The 23,819-nt window shown below is 72.3% G+C and carries 19 protein-coding genes; 12 read left to right on the forward strand and 7 right to left on the reverse strand.

The annotated features are described in order from the left end of the window. Nucleotides 1–104: 104 nt before the first annotated feature. Nucleotides 105–1,349: a D-arabinono-1,4-lactone oxidase gene (locus KWI83_RS09520; RefSeq protein WP_218513858.1), complete on the reverse strand. Its 1,245-nt coding sequence runs from the start codon at nt 1,347–1,349 to the stop codon at nt 105–107. A 213-nt stretch (nt 1,350–1,562) separates the two neighbouring features. On the opposite strand from KWI83_RS09520, the gene KWI83_RS09525 reads away from it, so the two are divergent. Both KWI83_RS09525 and KWI83_RS09530 read left to right on the forward strand, forming a co-directional pair. Further along, nucleotides 1,563–2,906, forward strand: coding sequence for a radical SAM protein (locus KWI83_RS09525; RefSeq protein ID WP_218513859.1), 1,344 nt, complete (start codon nt 1,563–1,565; stop codon nt 2,904–2,906). Between the two features lie 1,072 nt (nt 2,907–3,978). Continuing rightward, nucleotides 3,979–5,484: a cellulose-binding domain-containing protein gene (locus tag KWI83_RS09530; RefSeq protein WP_218513860.1), complete on the forward strand. Its 1,506-nt coding sequence runs from the start codon at nt 3,979–3,981 to the stop codon at nt 5,482–5,484. 31 nt (nt 5,485–5,515) lie between these two features. On the opposite strand, the gene KWI83_RS09535 is transcribed toward KWI83_RS09530, so the two are convergent. Further along, entirely contained in the window at nt 5,516–6,598 is a 1,083-nt protein-coding gene (locus KWI83_RS09535) for a sugar ABC transporter substrate-binding protein (RefSeq protein ID WP_218513861.1), read from the reverse strand. After that, on the reverse strand, nt 6,595–9,078 hold the full coding sequence (locus KWI83_RS09540; protein WP_218513862.1) for a SpoIIE family protein phosphatase: 2,484 nt from the start codon (nt 9,076–9,078) through the stop codon (nt 6,595–6,597). The genes KWI83_RS09535 and KWI83_RS09540 overlap by 4 nt, the downstream gene beginning before the upstream one ends. Before the next feature lie 238 nt (nt 9,079–9,316). Between KWI83_RS09540 and KWI83_RS09545 the strand changes: the two genes are divergently transcribed. The 7 genes from KWI83_RS09545 to KWI83_RS09575 all read left to right on the forward strand — a co-directional run bounded on the left by KWI83_RS09545 (nt 9,317) and on the right by KWI83_RS09575 (nt 16,489). Beyond that, nucleotides 9,317–10,405, forward strand: a complete 1,089-nt coding sequence (locus KWI83_RS09545; RefSeq protein WP_218513863.1) for a substrate-binding domain-containing protein — start codon at nt 9,317–9,319, stop codon at nt 10,403–10,405. 38 nt (nt 10,406–10,443) lie between these two features. Then, complete coding sequence (locus tag KWI83_RS09550) at nt 10,444–11,226, forward strand: ATP-binding cassette domain-containing protein (RefSeq protein ID WP_218513864.1); 783 nt, start codon at nt 10,444–10,446, stop codon at nt 11,224–11,226. Between the two features lie 5 nt (nt 11,227–11,231). Further along, nucleotides 11,232–12,452, forward strand: a complete 1,221-nt coding sequence (locus tag KWI83_RS09555; RefSeq protein WP_218513865.1) for a sugar ABC transporter permease — start codon at nt 11,232–11,234, stop codon at nt 12,450–12,452. Nucleotides 12,453–12,706: 254 nt separating this feature from the next. Beyond that, nucleotides 12,707–13,807, forward strand: coding sequence for a ribosome small subunit-dependent GTPase A (gene rsgA, locus KWI83_RS09560; RefSeq protein WP_374106285.1), 1,101 nt, complete (start codon nt 12,707–12,709; stop codon nt 13,805–13,807). 80 nt (nt 13,808–13,887) lie between these two features. Continuing rightward, a complete protein-coding gene (locus tag KWI83_RS09565; protein WP_218513901.1) occupies nt 13,888–15,282 on the forward strand; it encodes a DNA-3-methyladenine glycosylase 2 family protein in 1,395 nt (464 codons plus the stop codon). A gap of 8 nt (nt 15,283–15,290) precedes the next feature. Continuing rightward, on the forward strand, nt 15,291–15,809 hold the full coding sequence (locus KWI83_RS09570) for a methylated-DNA--[protein]-cysteine S-methyltransferase (protein ID WP_218513902.1): 519 nt from the start codon (nt 15,291–15,293) through the stop codon (nt 15,807–15,809). Nucleotides 15,810–15,850: 41 nt separating this feature from the next. Further along, entirely contained in the window at nt 15,851–16,489 is a 639-nt protein-coding gene (locus tag KWI83_RS09575; RefSeq protein ID WP_218513867.1) for a LysE family translocator, read from the forward strand. Nucleotides 16,490–16,568: 79 nt separating this feature from the next. Here KWI83_RS09575 and KWI83_RS09580 read toward each other — a convergent pair whose 3' ends face one another. After that, the gene (locus tag KWI83_RS09580; protein ID WP_218513868.1) at nt 16,569–17,051 is read right to left on the reverse strand and encodes a DUF456 domain-containing protein; all 483 of its coding nucleotides are present in this window, start codon (nt 17,049–17,051) and stop codon (nt 16,569–16,571) included. Nucleotides 17,052–17,281: 230 nt separating this feature from the next. Between KWI83_RS09580 and KWI83_RS09585 the strand changes: the two genes are divergently transcribed. Both KWI83_RS09585 and KWI83_RS09590 read left to right on the forward strand, forming a co-directional pair. Beyond that, the gene (locus tag KWI83_RS09585; protein ID WP_218513869.1) at nt 17,282–18,583 is read left to right on the forward strand and encodes a protein phosphatase 2C domain-containing protein; all 1,302 of its coding nucleotides are present in this window, start codon (nt 17,282–17,284) and stop codon (nt 18,581–18,583) included. A 355-nt stretch (nt 18,584–18,938) separates the two neighbouring features. Next, nucleotides 18,939–19,427 (forward strand): ATP-binding protein, encoded by a 489-nt coding sequence (locus KWI83_RS09590; protein ID WP_218513870.1) that lies wholly within the window; start codon nt 18,939–18,941, stop codon nt 19,425–19,427. A 55-nt stretch (nt 19,428–19,482) separates the two neighbouring features. Here KWI83_RS09590 and KWI83_RS09595 read toward each other — a convergent pair whose 3' ends face one another. Together KWI83_RS09595 and KWI83_RS09600 are read right to left on the reverse strand one after the other, a co-directional pair. Further along, nucleotides 19,483–20,529 (reverse strand): DUF2637 domain-containing protein, encoded by a 1,047-nt coding sequence (locus KWI83_RS09595; protein ID WP_218513871.1) that lies wholly within the window; start codon nt 20,527–20,529, stop codon nt 19,483–19,485. Nucleotides 20,530–20,820: 291 nt separating this feature from the next. Then, entirely contained in the window at nt 20,821–21,669 is an 849-nt protein-coding gene (locus KWI83_RS09600; protein ID WP_218513872.1) for a (2Fe-2S)-binding protein, read from the reverse strand. 167 nt (nt 21,670–21,836) lie between these two features. On the opposite strand from KWI83_RS09600, the gene KWI83_RS09605 reads away from it, so the two are divergent. Then, nucleotides 21,837–22,604 (forward strand): GntR family transcriptional regulator, encoded by a 768-nt coding sequence (locus tag KWI83_RS09605; protein WP_308122010.1) that lies wholly within the window; start codon nt 21,837–21,839, stop codon nt 22,602–22,604. 408 nt (nt 22,605–23,012) lie between these two features. Here KWI83_RS09605 and KWI83_RS09610 read toward each other — a convergent pair whose 3' ends face one another. Then, nucleotides 23,013–23,780, reverse strand: a complete 768-nt coding sequence (locus KWI83_RS09610; RefSeq protein WP_218513873.1) for a hypothetical protein — start codon at nt 23,778–23,780, stop codon at nt 23,013–23,015. Between the last annotated feature and the right edge of the window lie 39 nt (nt 23,781–23,819).

The raw sequence follows: 23,819 nt of genomic DNA on the forward strand, positions 1-23,819 counted from the left end.
CGCAAGGCTATGGGCTGCGGTTCCTTTCGACAAGGGGTTAGGAAAGGGGCTGTAGAAAGTCTGGGCGGTGGCCGTCCGGGCCGGTCGCCCCGGGCGGCGCAGGCTCAGTCCTCCAAGACGCCCCGCACGAACGCGTTGCTGAACTTCCCCGCCGGATCCAGCTCCTCCGCCAGCCGCCGGAAGTCCGCCAGCCTGGGGAACCGCTTCCGCAGCACCGCCCCCGGCATCGCGAACACCTTTCCCCAGTGCGGCCGCGCGTCGAACGCGTCCAGCGCCTCCTCCACCCGTCGCACCACCGGCAGCACCGCCGCCATGTCCTCGACCCAGGTGAAGTGCACCGCCATGCTGTCCCGCCCGTACGCGGGGCTCAGCCACTGCGCGTCGGCGGCCACCGTGCGCACCTCGCAGGTCTGCACGACCGGCGCCATGACCGTACGGATGGTGTCGAGGGCGTGCAGAACGTCGACGGCGTACGACCGCGGCATCAGGTACTCCGACTGCAACTCCGCACCGCTGCTCGGCGTGAACTCCGCGCGGAAGTGCGGCAGTCGCTCGTGCCATGGCCCGGGGACGCCGAACTGCTCGGTGCAGTTGGCCGCGGGCATCCCCGGCACCGGGTGCAGTGCCTGCGTCGCGGGCGCGGCCCAGGGGAAGCCGGGCATCGGCTGGTCGGTACGGCGCTTGACCCACACCTGCCGGAAACCGGTCTCGCGCCAGTCGGTGAACAGGCTGACGCTGTAGGCCGCCGCCATGACCGTCTCGAAGTCGAGCCCGCTCAGGGGCAGTTCCGTGAACAGGTGCTGCTCGACCTCGAACGCCGGCTCCAGATCGAGGGTGAGAGCGGTGACGACGCCGAGCGCGCCCAGCGAGGTGACCGTGCCGCCGAAGCGCTCCTCGCCGCGGGCGAGGGTGACGGTCGTGCCGTCGCCGGTGACCAGCTCGACCTCGCGCACCGCGGCGGCGAGGGGCGCGTTGCCGACCCCCGAGCCGTGGGTGCCGGTCGCCACCGATCCGGCGACCGAAATGTGCGGCAGGGACGCCATGTTGGCCAGGGCGAGGCCGTGTGCGTGGACCCGGCGGGCGAGTTCGGCATAGCGGACGCCGCCGGAGACCCGTACCGTACGGGCCGTCGTGTCGACGTCGATCTCGGGCGGCAGGGCGTCCAGGGAGAGCAGCAGGCCCTCGGGCCCTGGTTCGGCGATCTCGTTGAACGAGTGCCCACTGCCCAGCACCCGCACCCGCGCGCTGCCCGCGACGAGCGAGCACAGCGCGCCGAGGGTGGAGGGGCGGTGCAGTTCCTTGGCGGCGTACGTGATGTTCCCCGCCCAGTTGGTCACGGTACCGGTCATGCGGTCGCCCCTCCCCGCCGAAAGTTGTCCATGTCGGGTCCAGCAAAGCACCCGCGGTCGACAAGGGCCCGGGACCTGCAAGAACGAGGCGTTATGTCTGTTTCACCCCGTTTCTGGCATGCCTGCCGGACCCGGCTGCACGGCTGCGGCGGCAGTGGGCATACCGTGAGGAGTGGAACATCGCAGCACGCCGTCGCAGGGAGGAACACGAAGATGGGCAGCCGCACCGCGCTCGTCGAGGATCTGATGGAGCGCTTCCCGCAGGTGCCGCGGGAGGCCGTCTTCAAAGAGGACCTGCTCCGGGGCGGTGTCGCCTTCGACCCGTCCGCGCTGAGCGACAACGAGGGTGGTGAGGTCAAGCCGAAGTCGTACTTCATCTTCTCCTTCGACCACGGCACCCTGCCCGAGCTGGGCGAGGCGGCGCTGCGCCGGCCGCCGGAGGAGATCATCCTCACCGGAGGGCCGTACGACCTGCGCCGGACCGTCGTGTCGGTGCGGGTCAACCCGGCCTCGCCGTACCGCGTCGCCGCGGACGAGGAGGGGCAGCTCGGGCTGTACCTCGACGGCAGGCGGATCGCCGACGTGGGGGTGCCGCCGATGCCGGAGTACTACCGGCACACGCTGTCCAACGGGAAGTCGGTGATGGAGGTGGCCCCGACGATTCAGTGGGGGTACCTGATCTACCTGACCGTTTTCCGGGTGTGCCAGTACTTCGGCGCCAAGGAGGAGTGCCAGTACTGCGACATCAATCACAACTGGCGCCAGCACAAGGCGGCCGGGCGGCCGTACACCGGGGTGAAGGACGTCGAGGAGGTCCTGGAGGCCCTGGACATCATCAACCGGTACGACACCGCCAAGGCGTCCACCGCCTACACGCTCACCGGCGGGGCCATCACCAAGACCGTCGCCGGGCGCGACGAAGCCGACTTCTACGGCCACTACGCCAAGGCCATCGAGGAGCGGTTCCCGGGCCGCTGGATCGGCAAGGTGGTGGCCCAGGCGCTGCCGCGCGACGACGTCCAGCGGTTCAAGGACTACGGCGTGCAGATCTACCACCCGAACTACGAGGTGTGGGACCGGCGGCTGTTCGAGCTGTACTGCCCGGGCAAGGAGCGGTACGTCGGCCGGGACGAGTGGCACAAGCGCATCCTCGACTCGGCGGAGGTCTTCGGCGCGCGCAACGTCATCCCCAACTTCGTGGCGGGCGTGGAAATGGCCGAGCCGTTCGGTTTCACCACGGTCGACGAGGCCATCGCCTCGACCACCGAGGGCCTGCGCTTCTTCATGTCGCACGGCATCACGCCCCGCTTCACCACGTGGTGCCCGGAGCCGACCACCCCGCTCGGCAAGGCCAACCCGCAGGGTGCGCCGCTGGAGTACCACATCCGCCTGCTTCAGGCCTACCGCGCCACCATGGACGACTTCGGCCTCACCTCCCCGCCCGGCTACGGCCCCCCCGGCCCCGGCCACGCGGTCTTCTCCGTCAGCTCCTTCATGGACAGCCTGCCCGCACGGGAGGAGGCGCAGGAGCCGCAGGGTTCGTACGAACGGGCGTGATCCACCGTGCTCGCGGCGCACTAGGGGCAGGGGCTGCCCTTCGCCCGGCGCCGCGCCCACGACGCGGAGACCGGACGTGGCGGCCGAGACGTTCCTGGTCGCCTGGCGCCGGTTCGACAAGGTGCGTGGCTGTACGCCGTGGCCCGCCACATCCTCGGGTGCACGTTCGGTGGGCCCTCGCCTCGTCGGCTGCGACGGCCTGGACTCGGCCGCGGCGGCGCGGGTCGCGGGCTACTCGACGCGCACCCTCGCACTCGACGGTGACGCCGTACGCGGAGCGCCACGCGCTGCGGGCGTAGACGTGGGCGTGGCCGCCTTGTCCGGTGCTCCGGCTGGGGGTGGTGGTGTCGTATGTGGAGCGCCGCGTGCCGCGGGTGTGGACCTGGGGGTGGCCGCCTTGTCCGGTGCTCCGGCTGGGGGTGGTGGTGTCGTATGTGGAGCGCCGCGTGCCGCGGGTGTGGACCTGGGGGTGGCCGCCGCGACCGGCGTCCCGGCTGGGGGTGGTGGTGTCGTATGTGGAGCGCCGCGTGCCGCGGGTGTGGACCTGGGGGTGGCCGCCGCGACCGGCGTCCCGGCTGGGGGTGGTGGCGTCGTACGTGAGCGCCACGCGCCGCCGACCTGCACCTCGGCGCGGGCCGTCCCGACCGGCTCCCCGGCTCGTGGCTGGTGACGCCGTACGAGGAGCGCCGCCAGGTGCAGCCACCGCCGCCGACGTACACCTCGCTGCCGACCGCCCCGCCGCGCTCGCCCCGCCCGCCGTCGGCCCCACCCGACACGCCCCCGGTCGCCTGGTTCGGGCCGTCCGGGTTCGCCTCGCTGTGCTCGCCAGTCGGGCGCCGACCCGTTTCCGGTCGCCTCGTTCGCGCCGTCCCGGCCGCCGTCGGCCACCAACCCGCCCCCCAACTGCCGCTGACCGCCCCGGACCGTCGCCCCGCCCCCCGATGACCCCGCAGATTGAATACTCGGCTTGTCAGTTGTGTCGGAACCGTGAAAGGCTCTTGCCCTGCCCCGAGGTTCCCCACAACTCCCCTTGTCCCTACGGTGAGTTGACCTCGCCCGATGCAGGAGACTCATGCCCGACCTGCCGACCCCCCAGGACGCCACCGAGGCGGCGCTGTTCTCCGAGTGCTGGGACACGGTGCTGTCGTACGCCGACCTGTGCACGGCCGGATCCGCGGCCGCGACCCAGCTCGCCCGGGAGGCGTTCGCACACGGTATACGCGAGGCCCGCAGCGCCGAGTCCGAACCGCTCCGGAACCCCGGCCGCCGCCCGCCCCGACTGCCCCGGATACCCCTCCTCCTGACCGCCGTACGCACCAGAGCGGCCGACTGGGAGACGCAGGGCCACGGCCACCGGCTCGACCCCGAACTGCGCCTGTGGCTCAACTCCGACAACGCCGCCCGCTACACCGGCCCCCCACTGCGCCGCCCCCTCGCCCTGCGCGCCCTGCGCGACATGCAGGGACCCGACGCCGAACTGCTGTGGCTCGCCGAGGTGGAGGCCCTGCCGCTCCCCGTGGTCGCCCGCCGTCTCGGCCTCGACCCGGCCGGTGTCGCCGACGAACTCACCGAAGTGCGCGGCCTGTTCCGGGACCGCTGCCTGCGCAACCATCTCGACACGCCGATGGACCCGCAGTGCCGCAGTTACGCCCGCCTGCTCGACGCCGTCACCCGCTCACCGGTCGCCGACACCCCCGACGACCTCTCCCGGCATCTCGCCCGCTGTGTGCAGTGCGCGGAGGCCGCGGCCTGCCTGCGGCTGCACGGCGGCGGCCTGCCCGGCGCCCTCGCCGGCGGCGTCATCGGCTGGGGCGGCCTCGCCTACCTGGAGCGCCGCCGCCGCGCCGCCGAGGTACGGCTCGGCGCCGGCCGCCCCGACGACCCGGACGACGAGGCGGCCGGGACCGGCGCCGACAAGGCGCGTGTGCTGCGCAACGGCCTCCTTGTCGCCGCCGTCCTCGTCTCCCTGCTGGCCTTGGCCGTCACCCTGTTGCCCCAGGGCAGCACCGGCGACGACGTCGCGGCACCCGCCGACACCACCGACCGCCAGCCGGTGGCCGACCCCCGCCCCTCCCCGCCGGTCGCCACCCGCTCCCCCTCCGAGCCGGCGTCCCCCTCCCGGATCTCCCCGAACTCCCCGAAGCCGTCGGACAAGGAGGCGCCCTCCGCCTCGCCGTCCGACCACGAGGGCACCGACCCGGAACCCCAGGGCTCGTCCACCAGCTCGGCGGAGACCAGGCCGACGCCCGGAGCGAGTGAGCAGCCGACCTGCCACGTCACGTACGACCTCGTCGGCCAGTGGCCCGACGGCTTCCAGGCCGCCGTCACCGTCACCACCGAGCACGCCCTCGACAACTGGCGCGTCGCCTGGACCTTCCGGGACGGCCAGCGGGTCGGCCAGATGTGGGACGCGAGCTTCACCCAGAACGGCTCCCGCGTCACCGCCTCCGCCGCCGACTACAACAGGACCGTCCCCGCCGACGGCAGCCTCGCCTTCGGCTTCCTCGCCTCCTGGCGCGGCAAGAACTCACCGGCGTACGACTTCACACTGAACGGGCGGGACTGCGCCCAGGTCTGAGTGCGACGGCGCGAGATCCGACCGGCTCCCGCTACCCGGAGAGGCCGGCCTCGGAGCAGGCGTGCCGGAGCTTGGGGGTGCAGATCTGGTCGATGGTGTACACGCCGTCCTTTATCAGGGTCTGTTCGATGTTGTCGCGGGTCACCGCCCTCGGAGTGAGCAGGATCGACGGGATGTCCTGGGTGGTGGGGCTGTCGGTCGTCGTCGTGGCGATGTCGTCGAGTTTCTCGCCGCGCCCGAGGGCGACGGCCATGGTGGCGGCCGCGTCGGCTTCCGCCTTGAAGGGCTTGTACACCGTCATGTACTGCTCGCCCGTGATGATGCGCCGCACGGCATTGAGGTCGGCATCCTGGCCCGTGACCGGAGGCAGGTCCCGGACACCGGCACTCTTGAGAGCGGCGATGACACCGGCGGCGATCGCGTCGTTGGCCGCCAGGACGCCGTCGATCCGGTCCGGGCCCAGGGCCGAGATGGCAGCGGACATATTGGCGTGGGCGTTGTCCGTGCTCCAATCCTGGGTGGCGTACGACCTGGCGATCTTCACCTTGCCGGCGAGGACGGACATCGCGCCGCTCCGGTACCACGCTGCGTTGGGGCTGGTCGGGTCGCCGTTCATCATGACGACGCTCCCGCGGCTCGCCTTCTCGCCCATGGCCTTCATGAGCCCCTCGGCCTGGAGCCTGCCGACCTGCGTACCGTCGAAACTGACAAAGCCCGAGATCGGGCCTTCGGCGAGCCGGTCATAGGCGACGACGGGGACGCCCGCCCTGTGTGCCTCCTGGATGGCGGAGCGGAGGGCCCTGGTGTCCGCGGCGTCGAGAATCAGGACGCCGACACCCTTGGTGATCATGGAGATCACCTGTTGCTGCTGCCTCCTCGCGTCGCCCTCGGCATTGGCGTACTCCATGGTGCAGCGGCCACACAGCTCCTTCAGCCGCTTCTCGATCAGCGGCTTGTCCGAATGCTCCCAGCGGGGGACCGTTCGGCTCGGGAGCAGCAGGCCCACGGTGAAGCTGTCCGTGTCCGCATCGCCGTCTTCTCCGCAGGCGGCCAGGGACACCGTCATGAGTCCGGCGACGAGCGCGGCGACGACGTGCCGCATACGAGGCCTCATGGCAGACCCCCTCGTTCCGTTCCGGGCGCCGAGGCCGCGGGATCCGTCCCGCCCCGCCGCACAAGGATCTCGCACCACACCTGCTTGCCGCCGGCCACCGGCACCGAGCCGACGGACTCCGACACCGCTTCCACCAGGAGCAGGCCTCGGCCACCGGTCGACTCCCAGTCCACGATCACCGGTTTGGCGGGCGCACGCGGTGATGAGTCGCTCACGGAGACCCGTACCCGGTTCCCGCCGAGCATCAGGTCGAGGCGGACCGGACCCTGGGTGTGCACCAGGGCGTTGGTGACCAGTTCGGACACCACCAGCAGCACCGCGTCGGCTGCTTCTTCGACCTTCCAGCGACGCAGGGTGCGCGCGGTGAACCGGCGGGCGTGCATCACGGCGTCGGGCAGCCGCCACACCACCCAGCCCGCCCGGATCGGCCGGATCTTCATGCCGTCGTAGCGCAGCAGCAACAGCGCCACGTCGTCCTCACGACGGCCGACGTCGCCGAGCAGCGCGTCGGCCATCCGCCCCGGGTCCGCCGGATCGGCCGCAGCGAGCGCGGTGCGCGTTCGGCGCATGCCCTCGTCCAGGGGCAGGTCCGAGGACTCGACCAGCCCGTCGGTGATCAGGGCGAGCACCGTGCCGGGGGCCAGCGCGAGAGCGGTCAGGGGGAACTCCGCGTCCGCGAGGATGCCCAGCGGGGGCCCGCCCTCGGCAAGCACCTCCTCGGTGGTTCCGTCCGGATGGCGCACCAGCGGTGAGAGGTGCCCGGCCCGGACGAACAGGGTGTTGCCCTCCTCCATGTCCAGCTCGGCGTAGCAGCAGGTGGCGAACAGATCGGTCTCCATGCCGACGAGCAGGCGGTTGGCGTGCGAGACCACCACGTCGGGCGGATGACCTTCCACGGCGTACGCCCTGACCGCGGTGCGCATCTGACCCATGATCGTCGCGGCTCCGGCACTGTGTCCCTGCACGTCACCGATGACCAGCGCCACCCTCCTCTCGGAGAGGGCGATGACGTCGTACCAGTCGCCGCCGACCTGCAGTCCCCGCCTGGCGGGCAGATAGCGGGCGACTGCCGTCCCGCCGGGCAGTTCGGGCAGACGCCGGGGCAGCAGACTGCGCTGCAACATCGTTGCGAGCTCCTGCTCGGCGTCGTGTGCGTGCGCGCGCTTGAGTGCCTGCCCGACCAGCGCCGCGGTCGCCGTCAGCAGGAACCGCTCCTCGGGGACGAACTGGTGCGGCTGATCCCAGCCGACCACGCACACGCCGGCGACCCCGCCCTTGGCGGGGAGCGGCAGGACGGCCAGCCCTCCGGTGCCGATGCCCGCGAGTCCGGGTTCGAGGGCTGTGCCGGCGGGCCACAGATCCGTACGCCCGTCCCGCAGCGCCATGCGAAGCGTGGGCAGGGCGCTGACCGGTGCGTCGGGCCACTCCGAACGCCACTGGGAACGCCAGATCTCCGGCCAGGCGTCGGGCCGCGGCGGGTCGAGCATGGTGACCATGAACCGGTCGTCCCGCAGCTCGGCCAGCGCCACCCGGTCGGCGCCCAGCGGTTCACGCAGTGCTGTGACCGCCACTCGACCGACGTCATGGACCGTGGCGGCCTCGTCGAGTGCGGCAGTCAGCCACTGGATCCTGGACACGTCGTCGGGGCTGCGGCGCAGGACCGAGGTCGCAGCCACCACGCCCAGCACCTGCAGCACCTGCTCCGGCCCGCCGTCGGCGTGCGTCACCACCCGGCAACTCAGGCTCAGCCAGCGCACTCCACCAGTGGGGCGGCGGACGCGGAACTCCAGCTCCCGCCGGCCGAACGCCTGGGCGGACGGCTCCAGGACGGACATCAGTGCGTGCATGTCCTCCGGCAGGGCGTGCGAGAGCAGGGTGTCGGCCTTGCCGTCGAAGTCGTCCGGTGTGATGCCGACCAGCTCCAGGAGGGTCTCGTCCGCCTCGATCAGGCCGGTGTCCGGCACCAGGACGAACGAGCCGACACGCAGACTGCGCAGGGCGGAACTCAGCAAGGACGACGGTGCGGGCGGTCCGGTCCCGGCCTGGAGCAGCCCGGCGACCGCGTCGGCGTACCGCTCCAGGAAGCGTCGCTGCTCGGCCTCGAAGCCGTCCGGGGAAGCGCCGACGACGACGAGGCAGCCCAGCCGCCTGCCCGGTGTGCCGAGGGGCAGCGCGCCGAGCGGCGCCTGTGCCTGCGGTGGCATCGGCCCACCCTCGTGGTAGGAGGCGAGCGCCGCCGGATTCAGCCACAGGGGCCCCTCGGCGCGGTAGGCGTGGGCCGCGGGGGAGCCACCGAACAGGGGCAGACGCTCGGGCAGCTCGTACTGATCAGTTGCGCCTCCGGCCGTTTCCACCAGGCGAAGCTCCTGCTGCCCGGACTCGGACACATAGACGGCTGCCAGCGCCGCTCCGGCGAACGTCAGGGCCCGATCCCTCGTGCCGGTCTCGCACAGCGGAGGCGGTGAACGGTCATCAGACATGTCCGCAACCCACCTCCCGTCCGTGCGGGGCACCCCGCTACCAGATTGTCATATGCGAACCAACCGGACAGAATCGTCGATTTATGGAGCAGACCTCACTGAGTTCGCAGATCGCTGCAGCCGGTGTCACACTGACGACGTGGTCGTCCTGCCACTTCCGCGACCTTCCGGGCAGACCGTTGGCGTCGGCATCGCGGCCGTCCGCCGACGGGTGGACCTCTGCCGGGAGGTCTTCCGCATGAAGACCCGCATACGGGACGCGGCCCTCGCGATGACCGCGGTCTCGACGGCCGTCACCCTCGTGGCCTGCGGGCAGGACGCCGGGAACGGCTCCGACGGGGGGAACACGCGCACGATCGGTGTGATGTTGCCGGACACCACCACGGCTCGCTGGGAGACACAGGACAGGCCCCTGATCGAGAGGAAGATCAAGGAGCTGTGCGCCGACTGCACGGTCAGGCACGCCAACGCCAGGGGCGATGTGGCCACCCAACAGCAACAGATGGACTCGCTGATCACCCAGGGGGTCGATGCCATCCTGCTCGTGGCCGTGGACGCCCGATCGCTCCAGCCCGAGGTGAGGATGGCGGACGAAGCAGGTATCCCCGTCATTGCCTACGACCGGCTCGCCGAGGGCCCGATCTCGGGATATGCCTCCTTCGACGCCGAGGAGGTCGGCCGGCTCCAGGGCAGGGCACTGCTGACGGCCATGGGCGACAGGGGGGCCGGCGGCCAGATCGTCATGATGAACGGCGATCTCAGAGACCCCAACGCGGTGTCGTTCAAGGAGGGCGCACTGTCCGTACTGGAGGGACGGGTGAAGATCGGCAAGGCCTACGACACCCGCCAATGGCGGATGGAGAACGCCTACACGAACATGTCCAGCGCCATCTCCGCCCTCGGTGCCGGGAACATCCAGGGGGTCTACGCCGCCAACGACAGCCTCGCCGCCGGCTGCATCGCCGCCCTCAAAGCCAACAAGGTCCGGCCGCTTCCCCCCGTCACCGGGCAGGACGCCGAACTGGCCGCCGTGCGGCGCATCGTCGCAGGCGAGCAGTACATGACCGTCTACAAGCCCTTCGAACCCGAGGCCTCCGCCGGCGCCGCCATGGTCGTGGCCGCGGCCCGCGGTGAGAGCCTCGACCGGATGGCCGGGGACCAGGTGACACCCCCCGGTGGGCACGCGGTACCGGCTGTCCTGCTCAGCCCCGTGTCCGTGACCGTCGACACCATCAAGGACACCGTGGTGAAGGACGGTCTGTACACGATCCAGCAGATCTGCCCCCCTCGGCTCGACGCCGCCTGCAACAGAGCCGGACTCACCTGACAGGCCGGTGCCGACGCAGGACCGGTCACGGGAAGGAGATGGTCCGAGTGCCGACTCCCCCCTTGTTGGCGCTGCACGGCGTGTGCAAGCGCTTCGGCGTCGTCGACGTTCTCATCGACGTCGAGCTCGAAATACGTGGCGGCGAGGTGGTCGCGCTGCTGGGCGACAACGGGGCCGGCAAGTCCACGCTGGTCAAAGTGATCTCCGGCGTCGCTCCCGCGGACAGGGGCGTCATCGAGTGGGAGGGCCGGACGGTCCACATCAGGCGCCCCCACGACGCCCGGGACCTCGGCATCGCCACCGTCTACCAGGACCTCGCGCTGTGCGGGAACCTCGACGTCGTCGGCAACCTGTTCCTCGGCCGGGAAATCCGCAGATTCGGCTTCCTCGACGAGGTCGAGATGGAGCGCCGGACCGGCCACCTCCTGGAACGCCTGACCAAGCGCGTTCCCGATCTGCGTGCCCCCCTGGTCTCACTGTCCAGCGGCCAGCGGCAGACCGTCGCCATCGCTCGTTCGCTCCTGGGCGACCCGCGGCTGCTCCTGCTCGACGAGCCGACCGCAACTCTGGGACTGGAGCAGACCAACGAGGTCCTGGACCTCGTCGACCGGCTGCGTGACCGCGGCCTCGGTGTCCTTCTCATCAGCCACAACATGGGTGATGTCAAGGCTCTCGCGGACCGGGCCGCCGTGCTGCGGCTCGGCCGCAACAACGGCTTCTTCGACGTGAACACCACGTCTCAGGAACAGATCATCTCGTCCATCACCGGCGCCGCGGAAAACGTGCCCCGCCGGATGGCCCACCGGGAGTCAGGGTGGTGAAAGGGATGCTCAACACGGCGGACCGCGGGCGGGTCGTGGCCCGCGCCATGGAAGGCCAGGTCACCGTTCTCCGGCGCAAGCTGGGCGCCGGAGAACTGGGCCTGCTCCCCGTCGTTCTCGTCCTCGCCGTGGTCTGGATCAGCTTCCAGTCCCTCAACGAGAACTTCCTGTCACCCCGGAACCTGTCCAATCTCAGCGTGGACATCGTCGGCACGGGTCTGATCGCTGTCGGGATCGTCTTCGTGCTGCTGCTGGGTGAGCTCGACCTGTCGGTCGGCTCGATCAGCGGCCTCGCGGCGGCCATCTTCGCCGTTCTGAACGTGAACAACGGCGTACCGGAATGGCTCTCCCTCATCATCGCGGTGCTCGCGGGCACGGTGGCGGGAAGCGTCCAGGGCTTCTCGTTCGCCCGGACCCGCGTGCCCGCTTTCGTCGTCACCCTCGCCGGGCTGCTCACCTGGAACGGCCTCATGCTCTACATCCTCGGGACCAGCGGCACCATCAATCTCGACGAGAACGGGCTCGTCGCCAAGCTGACCAGCCATTACTTCACCCACGACGGTGCCGCCTACGGCCTGGCGGCAGTCGGCTCGGGCGCGGTGTTCCTCGTGTCCTACCTGGACAGTCGGCGCCGAAAGGCCGTCGGCATGCGGCACCGCTCCCTCCCCGCGATCGCCGTGCGTACGGGAGCCCTCGCGGTGATCGCGTTCGCCGCCGCGTACGTGCTCAACCAGTTCCAGGGGCTGCCGCTCGCCCTCCTGATCTTCCTCGTGATCGTGGCCGGCCTCGACATCGTTCTCCGCCGCACGCACTACGGGCGGCAGGTCTACGCACTCGGCGGCGGTGTCGAGGCGGCCCGTCGCGCCAGCCTCAGTGTGACGCGGGTGCAGACCGCGGTGCTCGCGGTCTCGGGCACCATGGCCGCCATCGGCGGTCTGTTCCTGGCCTCGCGCATCACCTCGGTGAGCCAGGGTTCAGGCACGGGCGTCCTGCTGCTCAATGCCATCGCGGCAGCTGTCATCGGTGGCACCAGCCTGTTCGGAGGACGCGGAACGACCTGGACCGCGGTGCTCGGCATGCTGGTCATCCAGTCGATCGCCTCGGGCATGGCGATCACGGACACCCCCGTCGCCGTCCAATTCATGATCACAGGCGGCGTGCTCTTCGCCGCGGCGGTCATCGACGCACTGTCGCGGCACTCGCAGGAAGCCCATGGGCGGGCCTGAAAAATCGGTGGCATCCGGGTGCGTGACTCTCTAGCGTGAGGGCTGCTTCGCGCAGCAGCCGTTGGCTGCTGCTGTCGGCCGAGCAGGAACGGGAGGTGTGACCGATGGCTGTCGTTGCGACGGGCGCTGCCCGCATCCAGGAGTTCATCAAGTCCACCTCCGTGGCCACCGGCTGACACACTCCACGCCTGCGCGCGTCGTCGTACGCGCGCCCGCCGGGGCCACCCTTGTGAAGGGTCTCCCTGTTGTCTTCGTTGTCTTCCACCTCTGCTTTCGCCGCGCTCGCTCCCTACGGCTGGGATGATGCGTGGGCGGACGAGTTCACCCCGTACGACGCCGAGGGGCTGCTGCCCGGGCGGGTGGTCCGGGTCGACCGCGGCCAGTGCGACGTGGTCACCGCCGACGGAGTGCTCCGCGCCGACACCGCCTTCGTCACACCGCACGATCCGCTGCGGGTCGTGTGCACCGGCGACTGGGTCGCCGTCGAACCCGCGGGCAACCCCCGCTACGTACGGACGTATCTGCCGCGCCGTACCGCCTTCGTACGCTCCACCTCCTCCAAACGGTCCGAGGGGCAGATCCTCGCCGCCAACGTCGACCACGCGATCGTCGCCGTGTCGCTGGCCGTCGAACTCGACCTCGCCCGCATCGAACGCTTCCTCGCCCTCGCCTGGGAGTCCGGAGCGCAGCCGGTGGTCGTCCTGACCAAGGCCGACCTCGTGCCGGACGCGGTGACGCTCGGGCACCTGGTGCAGGACGTGGAGACCACGGCGCCGGGAGTGCCGGTGCTGGCGGTCAGCGCGGTCAGCGCGGTCGGCGGGGACGGGCTGGACGTCCTCACCGCCGTCGTCTCCGGTGGTACGTCCGTCCTGCTCGGGCAGTCCGGCGCGGGCAAGTCGACGCTCGCCAACGCGCTGCTCGGGGAGGACGTGATGGAGGTGCGGGCCACGCGGGACGTCGACGGGAAGGGGCGGCACACCACCACCACGCGCAACCTGCTGCTGATGCCCGGCGGCGGTGTGCTGATCGACACGCCGGGGCTGCGGGGCGTCGGGCTCTGGGACGCCGGTACCGGGGTCGGGCAGGTGTTCTCCGAGATCGAGGAGCTGGCGGCCGACTGCCGGTTCCACGACTGCGCGCACGCGTCCGAGCCGGAGTGCGCGGTGCGGGCCGCGATCGAGGCGGGTGAGCTGCCGGTACGGCGGCTGGAGAGCTATCGGAAGCTGATCCGGGAGAACCAGCGGATCGTCGCCAAGACCGACGCCCGGGTGCGGGCGGAGATCCGCAAGGACTGGAAGCGGAAGGGGGCCGAGGGGCGCGCCGCCATGGAGGCGAAGCGGCGGGGCCGGCGGTAGGCGAGCCCTGGGTCCACAGCGGGTAGGTGTCCGATTTCCGCCAGCCGTATCCCGCGCGCCGGCGGAGACTGGACAACGTGATGGAAGAGGACACCAGGTACGAAGCCGTGCGCAGCAGGGACGCCCGGTTCGACGGCGAGTTCTTCTTCGCCGTCGAGACCACCGGCATCTACTGCAGGCCCAGCTGCCCCGCCGTCACCCCCAAGCGGCACAACGTACGGTTCTTCGCGACGGCCGCCGCCGCGCAGGGCGCGGGTTTCCGGGCCTGCCGGCGGTGCCGGCCGGACGCGGTGCCGGGGTCGGCCGAGTGGAACGTACGGGCCGACGTCGTGGGCCGGGCGATGCGGCTGATCGGCGACGGGGTCGTGGACCGTGAGGGAGTCGCCGGGCTCGCCGCGCGACTCGGGTACAGCGCGCGGCAGGTGCAGCGGCAGCTGACCGCCGAGCTCGGCGCCGGGCCCGTCGCCCTCGCCCGGGCGCAGCGGGCGCACACCGCGCGCGTGCTGATCCAGACCACCGACCTGCCCATCACGCGGATCGCGTTCGCGGCCGGATTCGCCAGTGTGCGGCAGTTCAACGACACCGTCCGCGAGGTGTACGCATCCACCCCGAGCGACCTGCGGGCCGCCGCGCCCAAGGGCCGTACCGCCCGGCGGGCGGACACGCCGAGCGCCGGGATCCCGCTGCGGCTCGCGTACCGGGGGCCGTATCACGCCGGTGCCGTGTTCGACCTGCTGGCGCGCGAGGCCGTGCCCGGGATCGAGGAGGTGAGCGGGACGCCCGGCCGCCGCACCCACCGGCGTACCCTCCGGCTGCCGTACGGCACCGGAATCGTCGCCGTCGACGAACGGACCGGGAGCTCCGGCACCGCCACCCACCCCGGCGGCTGGCTCGACGCCCGGCTGCACCTCACCGACCAGCGGGACCTCACCACCGCCGTCCAGCGACTGCGGCGGCTGTTCGACCTCGACGCCGATCCGTACGCCGTCGACGAGCGGCTCGGCGCCGATCCGCGGCTCGCCCCGCTGGTCGCCGCGCGGCCGGGGGTGCGGTCGCCCGGCGCCGCCGACCCCGAGGAGCTGGCGGTACGGGCGCTGGTGGGGCGGTCGGCGGCGGAGCGGCTGGTACGGCGGTACGGCAAGGCCCTCGACGCGCCGTGCGGCACCCTCACCCACCTCTTCCCCGAACCGGCCGTCCTCGCCGGGGCCGAGCCCCAGGGCACCCTGGGCGCGCTCACCGCGGCCCTCGCCGACGGCGTCGTACGGCTCGACCCGGGCGCCGACCGGGACGACGCGCAGGCGGCCCTGCTCGCCCTGCCCGGCCTGGACGCCGCCACCGTCGCCGTCATCCGCACCCGCGCCCTCGGCGACCCGGACGTCGCCCCGCCCGGCGTGGACGTCCCCGACAGCTGGCGCCCCTGGCGCTCGTACGCCGTACAACACCTGCGCGCAGCAGGGGAGTTGGAGTTCCCGTGAACACCCCCATGAACACGAGTGTCACCACCCCGACCCACTGGACCACCGCCGACAGCCCCCTCGGCGAGCTGCTCCTCACCGCCGACCCGACCGGCACCCTCACCTCCCTCTCCGTGCCCGGGCAGAAGGGCGGACGGACCGTCCGGGACGGCTGGCGGCACGATCCCGCGCTGTTCCGGGAGGCGACGGAGCAGCTCGCCGCGTACTTCGCCGGGGAGCTGAAGGATTTCCGGCTGCGGTCGCGCTCCGAGGGGACGCCGTTCCGGCAGCGGGTGTGGGCGGCGCTCGACTCGCTGCCGTACGGCGCGACCACCACGTACGGCGAGATCGCCGCACGGATCGGCGCCCCGCGCGCCGCCGTACGGGCCGTCGGTGGCGCGATCGGCGCCAACCCGCTGCTGATCCTGCGCCCCTGCCACCGGGTCGTCGGCGCCGACGGCTCGCTGACCGGCTACGCGGGCGGCCTGGACCGCAAGGTGCGGCTGCTCACGCTGGAGGGCGTGCTGCCTTCCGGAGCCGTCGGATAACCGATTGAACCGCCCGCCGCCCGCGTGATTGCGTGGGCGGCATGGTGCCGACCGATCGACTCGTGGCCTTCGCCGCGATGTCGTTCCTGCTGATCGTGGTTCCCGGACCGAGTGTGCTCTTCGTGATCGGGCGGGCCCTGGCGCAGGGGCGCCGGGCCGCGCTGACCACGGTCGTGGGGAACACCCTGGGCGCGTACGTCCTCGTGGTCGCCGTGGCGTTCGGCGTCGGTGCCGTCGTGGAGCGGTCGGCCGTCGTCTTCATGGCGCTGAAGCTCGCGGGCGCCGCCTACCTGATCCACCTGGGCGTCCGGGCGATACGGCAGCGGCATGCGCTGCGGGCCGCGTTCGGCGGGGCGGAGGTCGCCCACGGGCGGCTGCGCACGCTGTGGGAGGGGTTCGCGGTCGGGGTGACCAACCCGAAGACGATCGTGTTCTTCGCCGCCGTACTGCCCCAGTTCGTCGACCGCGGGCAGGGGCACGTCATCACGCAGATGCTGCTGCTCGGCCTGGTCTTCAACCTCATCGCCGTCGCCTGTGACAGCGTCTGGGGGCTGGCGGCGGCCGGTGCGCGCAGCTGGTTCGCCCGTTCCCCGGGGCGGCTCGCGGCCGTCGGCGGCGCCGGCGGCCTGACCATGATCGGCCTCGGCGTGACGGTCGCGGCGACCGGCCGCGAGGACTAGCCCTGTCGTCACATTCCCGTCTGCCCGGCGACGCCCGGCACGCACGGCCCGGACGCCCGCAAGCACACCCGATCCGCCCTCAGCCCCAGATCACCGCGCCCAGCCACGCGGCCATGATCAGCAGGCAGGTGAACAGCTCCGCGAGCACACCGGAGCCGCCCGAGCGCATCGCCGTGCGCAGGGCGGCGCGGGCCTCGCCGTGGCGGCCGAGACGGAGGCGTTCGCTGAGGTAGATCCCGGCCATGAAGCCGGGGATCGCGCCGAAGACGGGCACGACGACGAAGCCGACGAACGCGCCGAGTCCGGCGTACACCGCCATCCGGGGGGTGGCGCCGCTCTCCTCGAGCCGGCGGGGCGGCAGGGCCCAGCGCACCACCTGCGACAGCAGCAGCGCGACGGTGGCGCCGACCAGCACGAACCAGGCGACCGGCCGTGGATCCTGCAGCGCCCACCACATCACCGCGGCCCACACCAGCCACGAGCCCGGAACACCGGGCACCAGAACTCCGCACAGGCCGAACACCATGACCAGGCCGGCCAGCAGGAGCTGCCACACTCCCATCCGCCCAGCCTGCCGGAGCCCGGGGGAGCTCGCAGGCCGTCAGCGTTTCCGGGCCCGACGGTTCTCCTGCTCGGGGGGAACCGCCCGGCGATCTCCATCGCACGGACGTACGCCTCACCTCGACACCCCGTACGACGGCTCACCGGCACACCGTTCGAACACGGCCGGGCCGCGCCGCATTTTCCGAACGCCCCGTTTTCATCCGGCCCGTGCGGTGGACAATTGGGGGCATGAGCCAGCAGGGGGGAAGGCCCACCGGTCACTCCGACGACTGGTGGGGGCAGCTGTACGACGACACCACCGAGGACACGGGCCCCACGCGCACGCCCGACTCACTCGACGACCGCTTCGCCTCGGCCTCGGGCGCGGTGACGGGACCGCCGGGCGCCTCCGGCGTCCTACCGGCGCCCCGCGACGCCGGAACCACCCCCTCCATACCCACCCCACCCACCCCACCCACGCCCCACGGCCCCACCACCTCCGCCACCGGCACCGCGGCCCCCACCTTCGCGGAGCCACCCCAACCGACCCCACCCCCACCGACCCGCCTGAGCCCCGTCACCCCCACCCCGCTCCACCACGTGGGCTCCGGCCCACCCACCTACGACCCCGAACCCACCGCCCTCCCGCCCGCCGACCCCGACGACCTCGGCAGCCTCGTCGCCGACACCGTGCTGGACGGCGCCCACTACGGGGCCTGCACGCTGCGCGCCGCCTCCGTGCGCGGGGACTCCGCGCGGTACCGGGGCGAACCCCGCCGCGACTCGCTGCTCACCGCGCGGTTCGGCACCGGCGACGACGCCCTCGTGCTGGTCGCGATGGCCACCGGCGCGCGCGCCACCGCCGGGGCGCACCGCGCCGCCGCCGAGGTGTGCCGGTGGATCGGGCGGGCCGTAGGGCGCAGTCATGTGCGGCTCGCCGAGGACATCCGGGCCGGCCGGCGCGGTGACCTGAAGTCCGGCCTGCACCGCCTCACCGACCGCAGCCTCGGCAAACTCCGCGCCGGCGCCGCCGAACAGGGCCTCAGGCCCGACGAGTACGCCGCCACCCTGCGCTGCCTGCTCCTGCCCGCCGACCCCGGATGCCGTACCCGCGTCTTCTTCGGCGTCGGCGCCGGCGGCCTGTTCCGGCTGCGCGACGGCGCCTGGCAGGACATCGAGCCGCAGGTCGGCGAGGTCACCGGCGAACCCGTCCTCGGCTTCGGCTCACCCCCGTCCGAGACCTCCGGCGGCGACCGGCTCACCATGGACCTCGGCATCCCGACCCCGCCGAGCCCCTACGAACCGGCTCCCGAACCGCCCCGCGAGCCCTTCCGCTTCCGCGCCTCCGTCGCGCGGCCGGGCGACACCCTCCTGATGTGCACCGAGGGCCTGGCCGAGCCGCTGCGCGGGGAGCCGGAGCTGCCCGCGCATCTGTGTGAGCGGTGGTCGGCGGCGCAGCCGCCGGGTCTCGCCGCCTTCCTCGCCGACACCCAGGTGCGGGTGAAGGGCTACGCCGACGACCGTACGCTGGCGGCCGTCTGGGAGGCGTGAGCGCGGACCCTGTGGCGGCACGAGGAGACCGCCGCCGTGCCGTACGGATTCGGCCAGTCTTGTCGGCGGCGGTACGGCGGCCCGCCGGTGGATGTCGAGAAGCAGCGGTCACACGGGCGTAGTCGCTACGGCAGGATCGGAAGCCCCGCGTCGGCAGTTGGGGCGATCCGCGAGGGGCCGGGCCGCGCCCGGCGGGCGGGCGGGCGTCGGGTGGGGCGCCCGGGGCGGGCGCGGCCGTGGCCGAACAGCCGGTCGTTGACCATTCCACATGACTGTCCCGGTGCTCATCGGGCAAGGATCCCCGTGAACGTGTTCGAGCAGGAGGGGAACCGACATCGGCACGCGGGCGGGGGACATGAAGAGGCAGGCACGAGGGGGCGGTCCCACGGCGTTCGGGGCCTTCTCGGCAGGGACGGTGGAGGAAGAGACCGACGGCGCCACGGACCAGGCACAGGCGCCGCAACTGAGGCGCAGACTCGGGCGGGCGGACCTGAGGGCGGTCCCGGAGGCCCGCAGACAGCTGCGCGACCTGCTGCGGCACTGGGGACAGCCCGGGCGGGCGGAGATAGCGGAACTGCTCACCAGCGAACTCGTCACCAACGCGATCGTCCACACCGACGACGACGCCGTCCTGACGGCCACCGTCGAGCCCCGTGGACTGCGGGTGGAGGTACGGGACTTCGTGGCCCGCCCGCCGCGACCGCGGATGGCGAACGCCGACGAACACACGCACGGCAGGGGGCTGGTGCTGGTGGAGTCCCTCGCGGACGCGTGGGGCGTACGGCCGCACGGGGTGGGCAAGTCGGTGTGGTTCGAACTCCACGCGGACGCGGACGCCGCCTGAACGGCACGGGGTGCGGCCCGCGTCGGACCGCACCCCCGTCCCGTGCCGTCCGGCACTAGCCGAACTGCTGCTCCAGGTCCTTCAGCTTGCGCTCAAGGGAGTCGAGACGCGGGAGGGCCATGGTGTCGTCCTCCGCGGTGAGGTCGAGGGTGACCGGCTCAGCGCCGCTGCGTACGGGCTGAAGTGAGGGCCGCGCGCGGACGGGCAGTTGCTCCGCCGTGGATATGGCGGGCTCCGCGGAGATGCGTTCGGCGCCCTGCTCCACCGTGGGCAGCTCGACGTGCCGTCCGCCGCCCCGGCCGACGAACCCGCGACCGTGGCCCCGGCTGATCGCCTTGAGCTGCGCGCGCTCCAGCCGCTGCTGCTCGCGCCGCCGCAGCCGGGCCTGCTCCTTCTGCCGCTTGTCCTCGCGCACCTCGTCGACCGCCTCGTCGAGCGTGCGGACGCCTTCCAGGAGCATCAGCGACCAGGCCTTGTACGTCTCACGCGGCGCCCGCAGCCAGCGGACGATGCGGATCTGCGGCAGCGGGCGCGGAATCAGGCCCTGCTCGCGCAGCGCCGCCCGGCGGGTCTGCTTCAGGGCGCGGTCGAAGAGGACCGCCGCCGACAGGGACATGCCCGCGAAGAAGTGGGGGGCGCCGTCGTGGCCGAGGCCGCGGGGGGCGTGCACCCAGTTGAACCAGGCCGCCGCGCCCGCGAACGTCCACACCAGTATCCGCGAGCCGAGCGCCGCGTCGCCGTGGCTGGCCTCGCGCACCGCGAGCACGGAACAGAACATCGCCGCGCCGTCCAGGCCGAACGGCACCAGATACTCCCAGCCGCCGGAGAGGCCGAGGTTCTGCTGGCCGAAGCCGACGAGGCCTTTGAAGGAGAGGGCCGCGGCGACCGCGGCACAGCAGAAGAGGAGCACATAGGAGGCGGTGCCGTAAATGGCCTCCTTGCGCCTGCGGCGTTCCTCCGCGCGCTCCCACGAGTCGTCCGCGCTCGTGTCCTTCCCCGCGGAACGCTTGCCGCGCTGGAGTACCGCAACCGCCGTCAGCATGCCCGCGAGCAGTACGGCGCACGGCAGCAGCCAGTTCAGCGATATGTCGGTCAGTCTCATCTGGGGTCCCTTGCATTGGGATAGGGCGTAACGCCCGCCATGGTGGCCCAAACCCACCGGCCCTCAGGGGGTTTCGGGGCAAGAGGCCGCCAACGAAGTGCAAGGGGATGCCCGGGGCGGCGTTCTGCTCGAACTGCCGCTTGAGGGGCGGGAGTTGAGTTCGAATAAGACTACCCGTACCGGTGGTTCCACGAAAAGTTCCCGCGACACGTGAGGAAGGTGTGAATTCCCTGTCCCTGTGTGGCGCTGCGGGCATGCGGGACGCGGACGATCCTACGGGATGTGGGGGACTCAACCGGCCACAGTGGCCAGGAGTTTGCTGACGCGGTCCGCGTCGCAGGTTCGCGGGCAGGTGGCGCAGGTGTCCTCGGGGCGGAGGGTGTAGAACAGGCAGCAGCTCGCCCGGTCCCGGGTGGGCAGCTTCTCGCCGTTGGGGCCGGTGAGTTCGCGGAAGGCGGCCGAGCCGGCGTACGGCTTGGTCGCGCCCGGCAGCAGCAGCTCCAGTTCGTGGCGGGCGCGGTCCTGCTCGCCGAGGAGGTGGGCGACGTACCACAGGCCCTCGACGATCTCGTCGGTCGCCATGCCCCACAGGGCGCGGCCACGGCGGCGCATCCGCGGGCCGAACGCGGCGAGGACCGGTTCGAGGTGCTCGGCGACCGCCGCGCGCACCTCGGCCCGCAGGGCCTCCTCGTCCGGCACCACCGTGGCGCCGGGCAGGGCGGCGGCGGGGTCGCCGGGGAGGCAGGCGAAGCCGTGCGGGCGGACCGCCAGATGGCCCATGGCCAGGCCGGGGGCCGTGCGGTCGTACGCGACATGCGTCACGGGGTAGCGGGGGACGCGGCGGCTGAGGAACCACGGGACGGTGATCAGGAGGCAGGCCGGCCAGGCGTAGCGGTGCAGGCCGAAGCTGGCGATCACGTCGGGGCGGGCGCGTTGGCCGTAGTCGCGGATGACCTGGGCGTCGTCGTGGGCGAGGAAGTCGTCGAGGGTGGTGCTGTCTGCGGCGAGGGCGGCGCTGGTGATCCATCCGGGGCCGGCGGGGAAGGGCTCGGTGGGGTGCAGTTCCGTGATGCCCAGGCTGGGGACGGCCTCCGCGAGACGGGCGTACGCGTCCGCTGTGGCCGAGGCGGGCGTGGGCATGCGGGGACCACCCAATCGGAGACGTGCGGGGCTGCTTGAAGGTAAGGCTTACCTTAGCTGAAGTGGGTGGGATTTGAACGGGTGGGTTCTGCGCCTAAGGTGCTTGACGGATGAGTAACAAGCCGCCGTAATGACCCCAAGTACTGACACGTCCGGAGGAGGACCCCGTGAAGCGAGGCGCGGTGCCGTACGTGCGGGTGCCGGTGCAGCCCGCGGCTGCGGAGGTGGAACGGGGGCGGGAGCGGGGCGGTGCCGCTGGGGGTGTGCGGGGGGAGCACACGCACAGTGAGCAGCCGGTTCGGGCGGTGGTGCAGCGGGCGTCCGTGCGGGGGCAGATCCTTGACGCGTTGCGTACGGCGTTGGTGACGGGGGAGCTGCGGCCGGGGGAGGTGTACTCGGCGCCGGCGCTGGGGGAGCGGTTCGGGGTGTCCGCGACGCCCGTGCGGGAGGCCATGCAGCAGCTGGCCTTGGAGGGGGCGGTCGAGGTGGTGCCCAACCGGGGGTTTCGGGTGGTCCAGCGGGATGCTGGTGAGCTGGCCGAACTGGCGGAGGTGCGGGGGCTGATCGAGGTTCCTGTCATTCTGCGGCTGGCTCGTACGGTGTCCGCGGAGCGGTGGGCGGAGTTGCGGCCGTTGGCCGAGGCGACGGTGCGGGCGGCTTCGTCCGGGTGCCGGGCGACGTATGCGGAGGCCGATCGGGCCTTTCACCGGGCTGTGCTGGGGCTTGCGGGGAACGCGCAGTTGGTGCGGATCGCTGACGATGTGCACCGGCGGGTGCAGTGGCCGCTGGTGGCGGCTTCGCGTGGGCGTACGGAGCTGATGGCGGATGCCGCTGAGCATGCCGCGCTGCTGGATGCGCTGGTGGTGCGGGATCTGGAGGTGGTGCGGGTGCTGGTGGAGGGGCACTTCGGTGCCTGCGGCGGCCTGCTCGGCTGAGTGGGGGTTGCTGTAGCGCCTACGGTGCGGGGTGTGGGTCGGGGCCGCGCCGGGGGTGTCCGTCCTCGGAACGGCGCGGAATCGGTCACTCACCAACTCGCCCGTGTTGACGCGCCACCGCTGCGGGCGGACACCCCCCGACACGTCCCCTTCCGTGCGTACGCGAGTGCCGCCATCGCCGTGGTGGCGCGCGCGGTCCGCGTCGGCTGCGGGCAGGGCGTGTGCCGCCCAGGCGCGGGCATTCGTGCCTCCTGGCGCGGACGGGTGGGCGCGGGCGGCACCCTGCAGCGCCGGGCCGGGCAGCATCCCCGTCTCGGCCGCAGCGCGGGCGGCTGCGGGCTGTCGTGCCGCTGGGGCGGCACGGGCGGGCGTACGTCGTCCGGGCTGAGGAGCGTTCCGGCCTTGGTGCTACGCCGTTGCCGCTCCCGGTGTCGGGGGTGCCAGTTGGGTTGCGAGCCAGGTGGGGACTCCGCCCAGGAGGCGGTAGAGGCGGCGGGCCTCCTCCCGTAGGCGGGAGGCCTCCGGTTCGGGCTCTGTGTCTGCCAGGGAGGCGAGAGCCGGGGCCGTTCCTACCAGGTAGCCCAACTCCTCGCGGATGCGCAGGGATTCGGCGAAGCCGTGGCGGGCCTCCGCCAGCTCGCCCTCCCTGAGGGCCAGTCCGGCGAGGTGGCGCCAGGTGAAGGAGAGGAGGAGGGCGTTGGCGTGGGCGGTGGCGCCCGCGTGGGCGCGGCGGTAGGCGGCCTGGGCGGCCTGGGGGGAGCGGGCCAGGTTCTCTGCCAAGAGGCCTCGGCGGAAGTCCAGGAGGGGGCGGCCGGGGGCGCCGGGAGGGATCAGGGCCGCCGCCCGGCCGAGGGCCGCTCGGGCCTCGTCGGCGCGGTCGCGGACCGTGTGCAGGGTCGCCGCGTAGGCGAGCTGGCCGCGTTCACAGGCGGCCGCTCCCCGTTCCTCGGCGGTGTGGGCCAGCGCCTCGGCCGTGCGCAGGGCGTCCTCGGCCTCCTCCCAGCCCTGTTCGGTGTACAGGCAGCGTTCGACCAGCAGCGCGGCGCGTTGCAGGGCCGCCGCCGGCGTGGTCGGGGTCAGCAGGGCCGCCGCGTCGGCCCAGCAGGCCCGTGAGCGCAGCCGCCATACCGCGGTCTGGAGGGGATCGTCGTCTGCGGTCGTTCCGGTACCAGACATGGCGGTATGCGCCACGTTGCCCTCCCCGAGCACGCCATC

This window comes from Streptomyces sp. TRM70350 (genome assembly GCF_019219825.1).
Classification (GTDB): Bacteria; Actinomycetota; Actinomycetes; order Streptomycetales; family Streptomycetaceae; genus Streptomyces.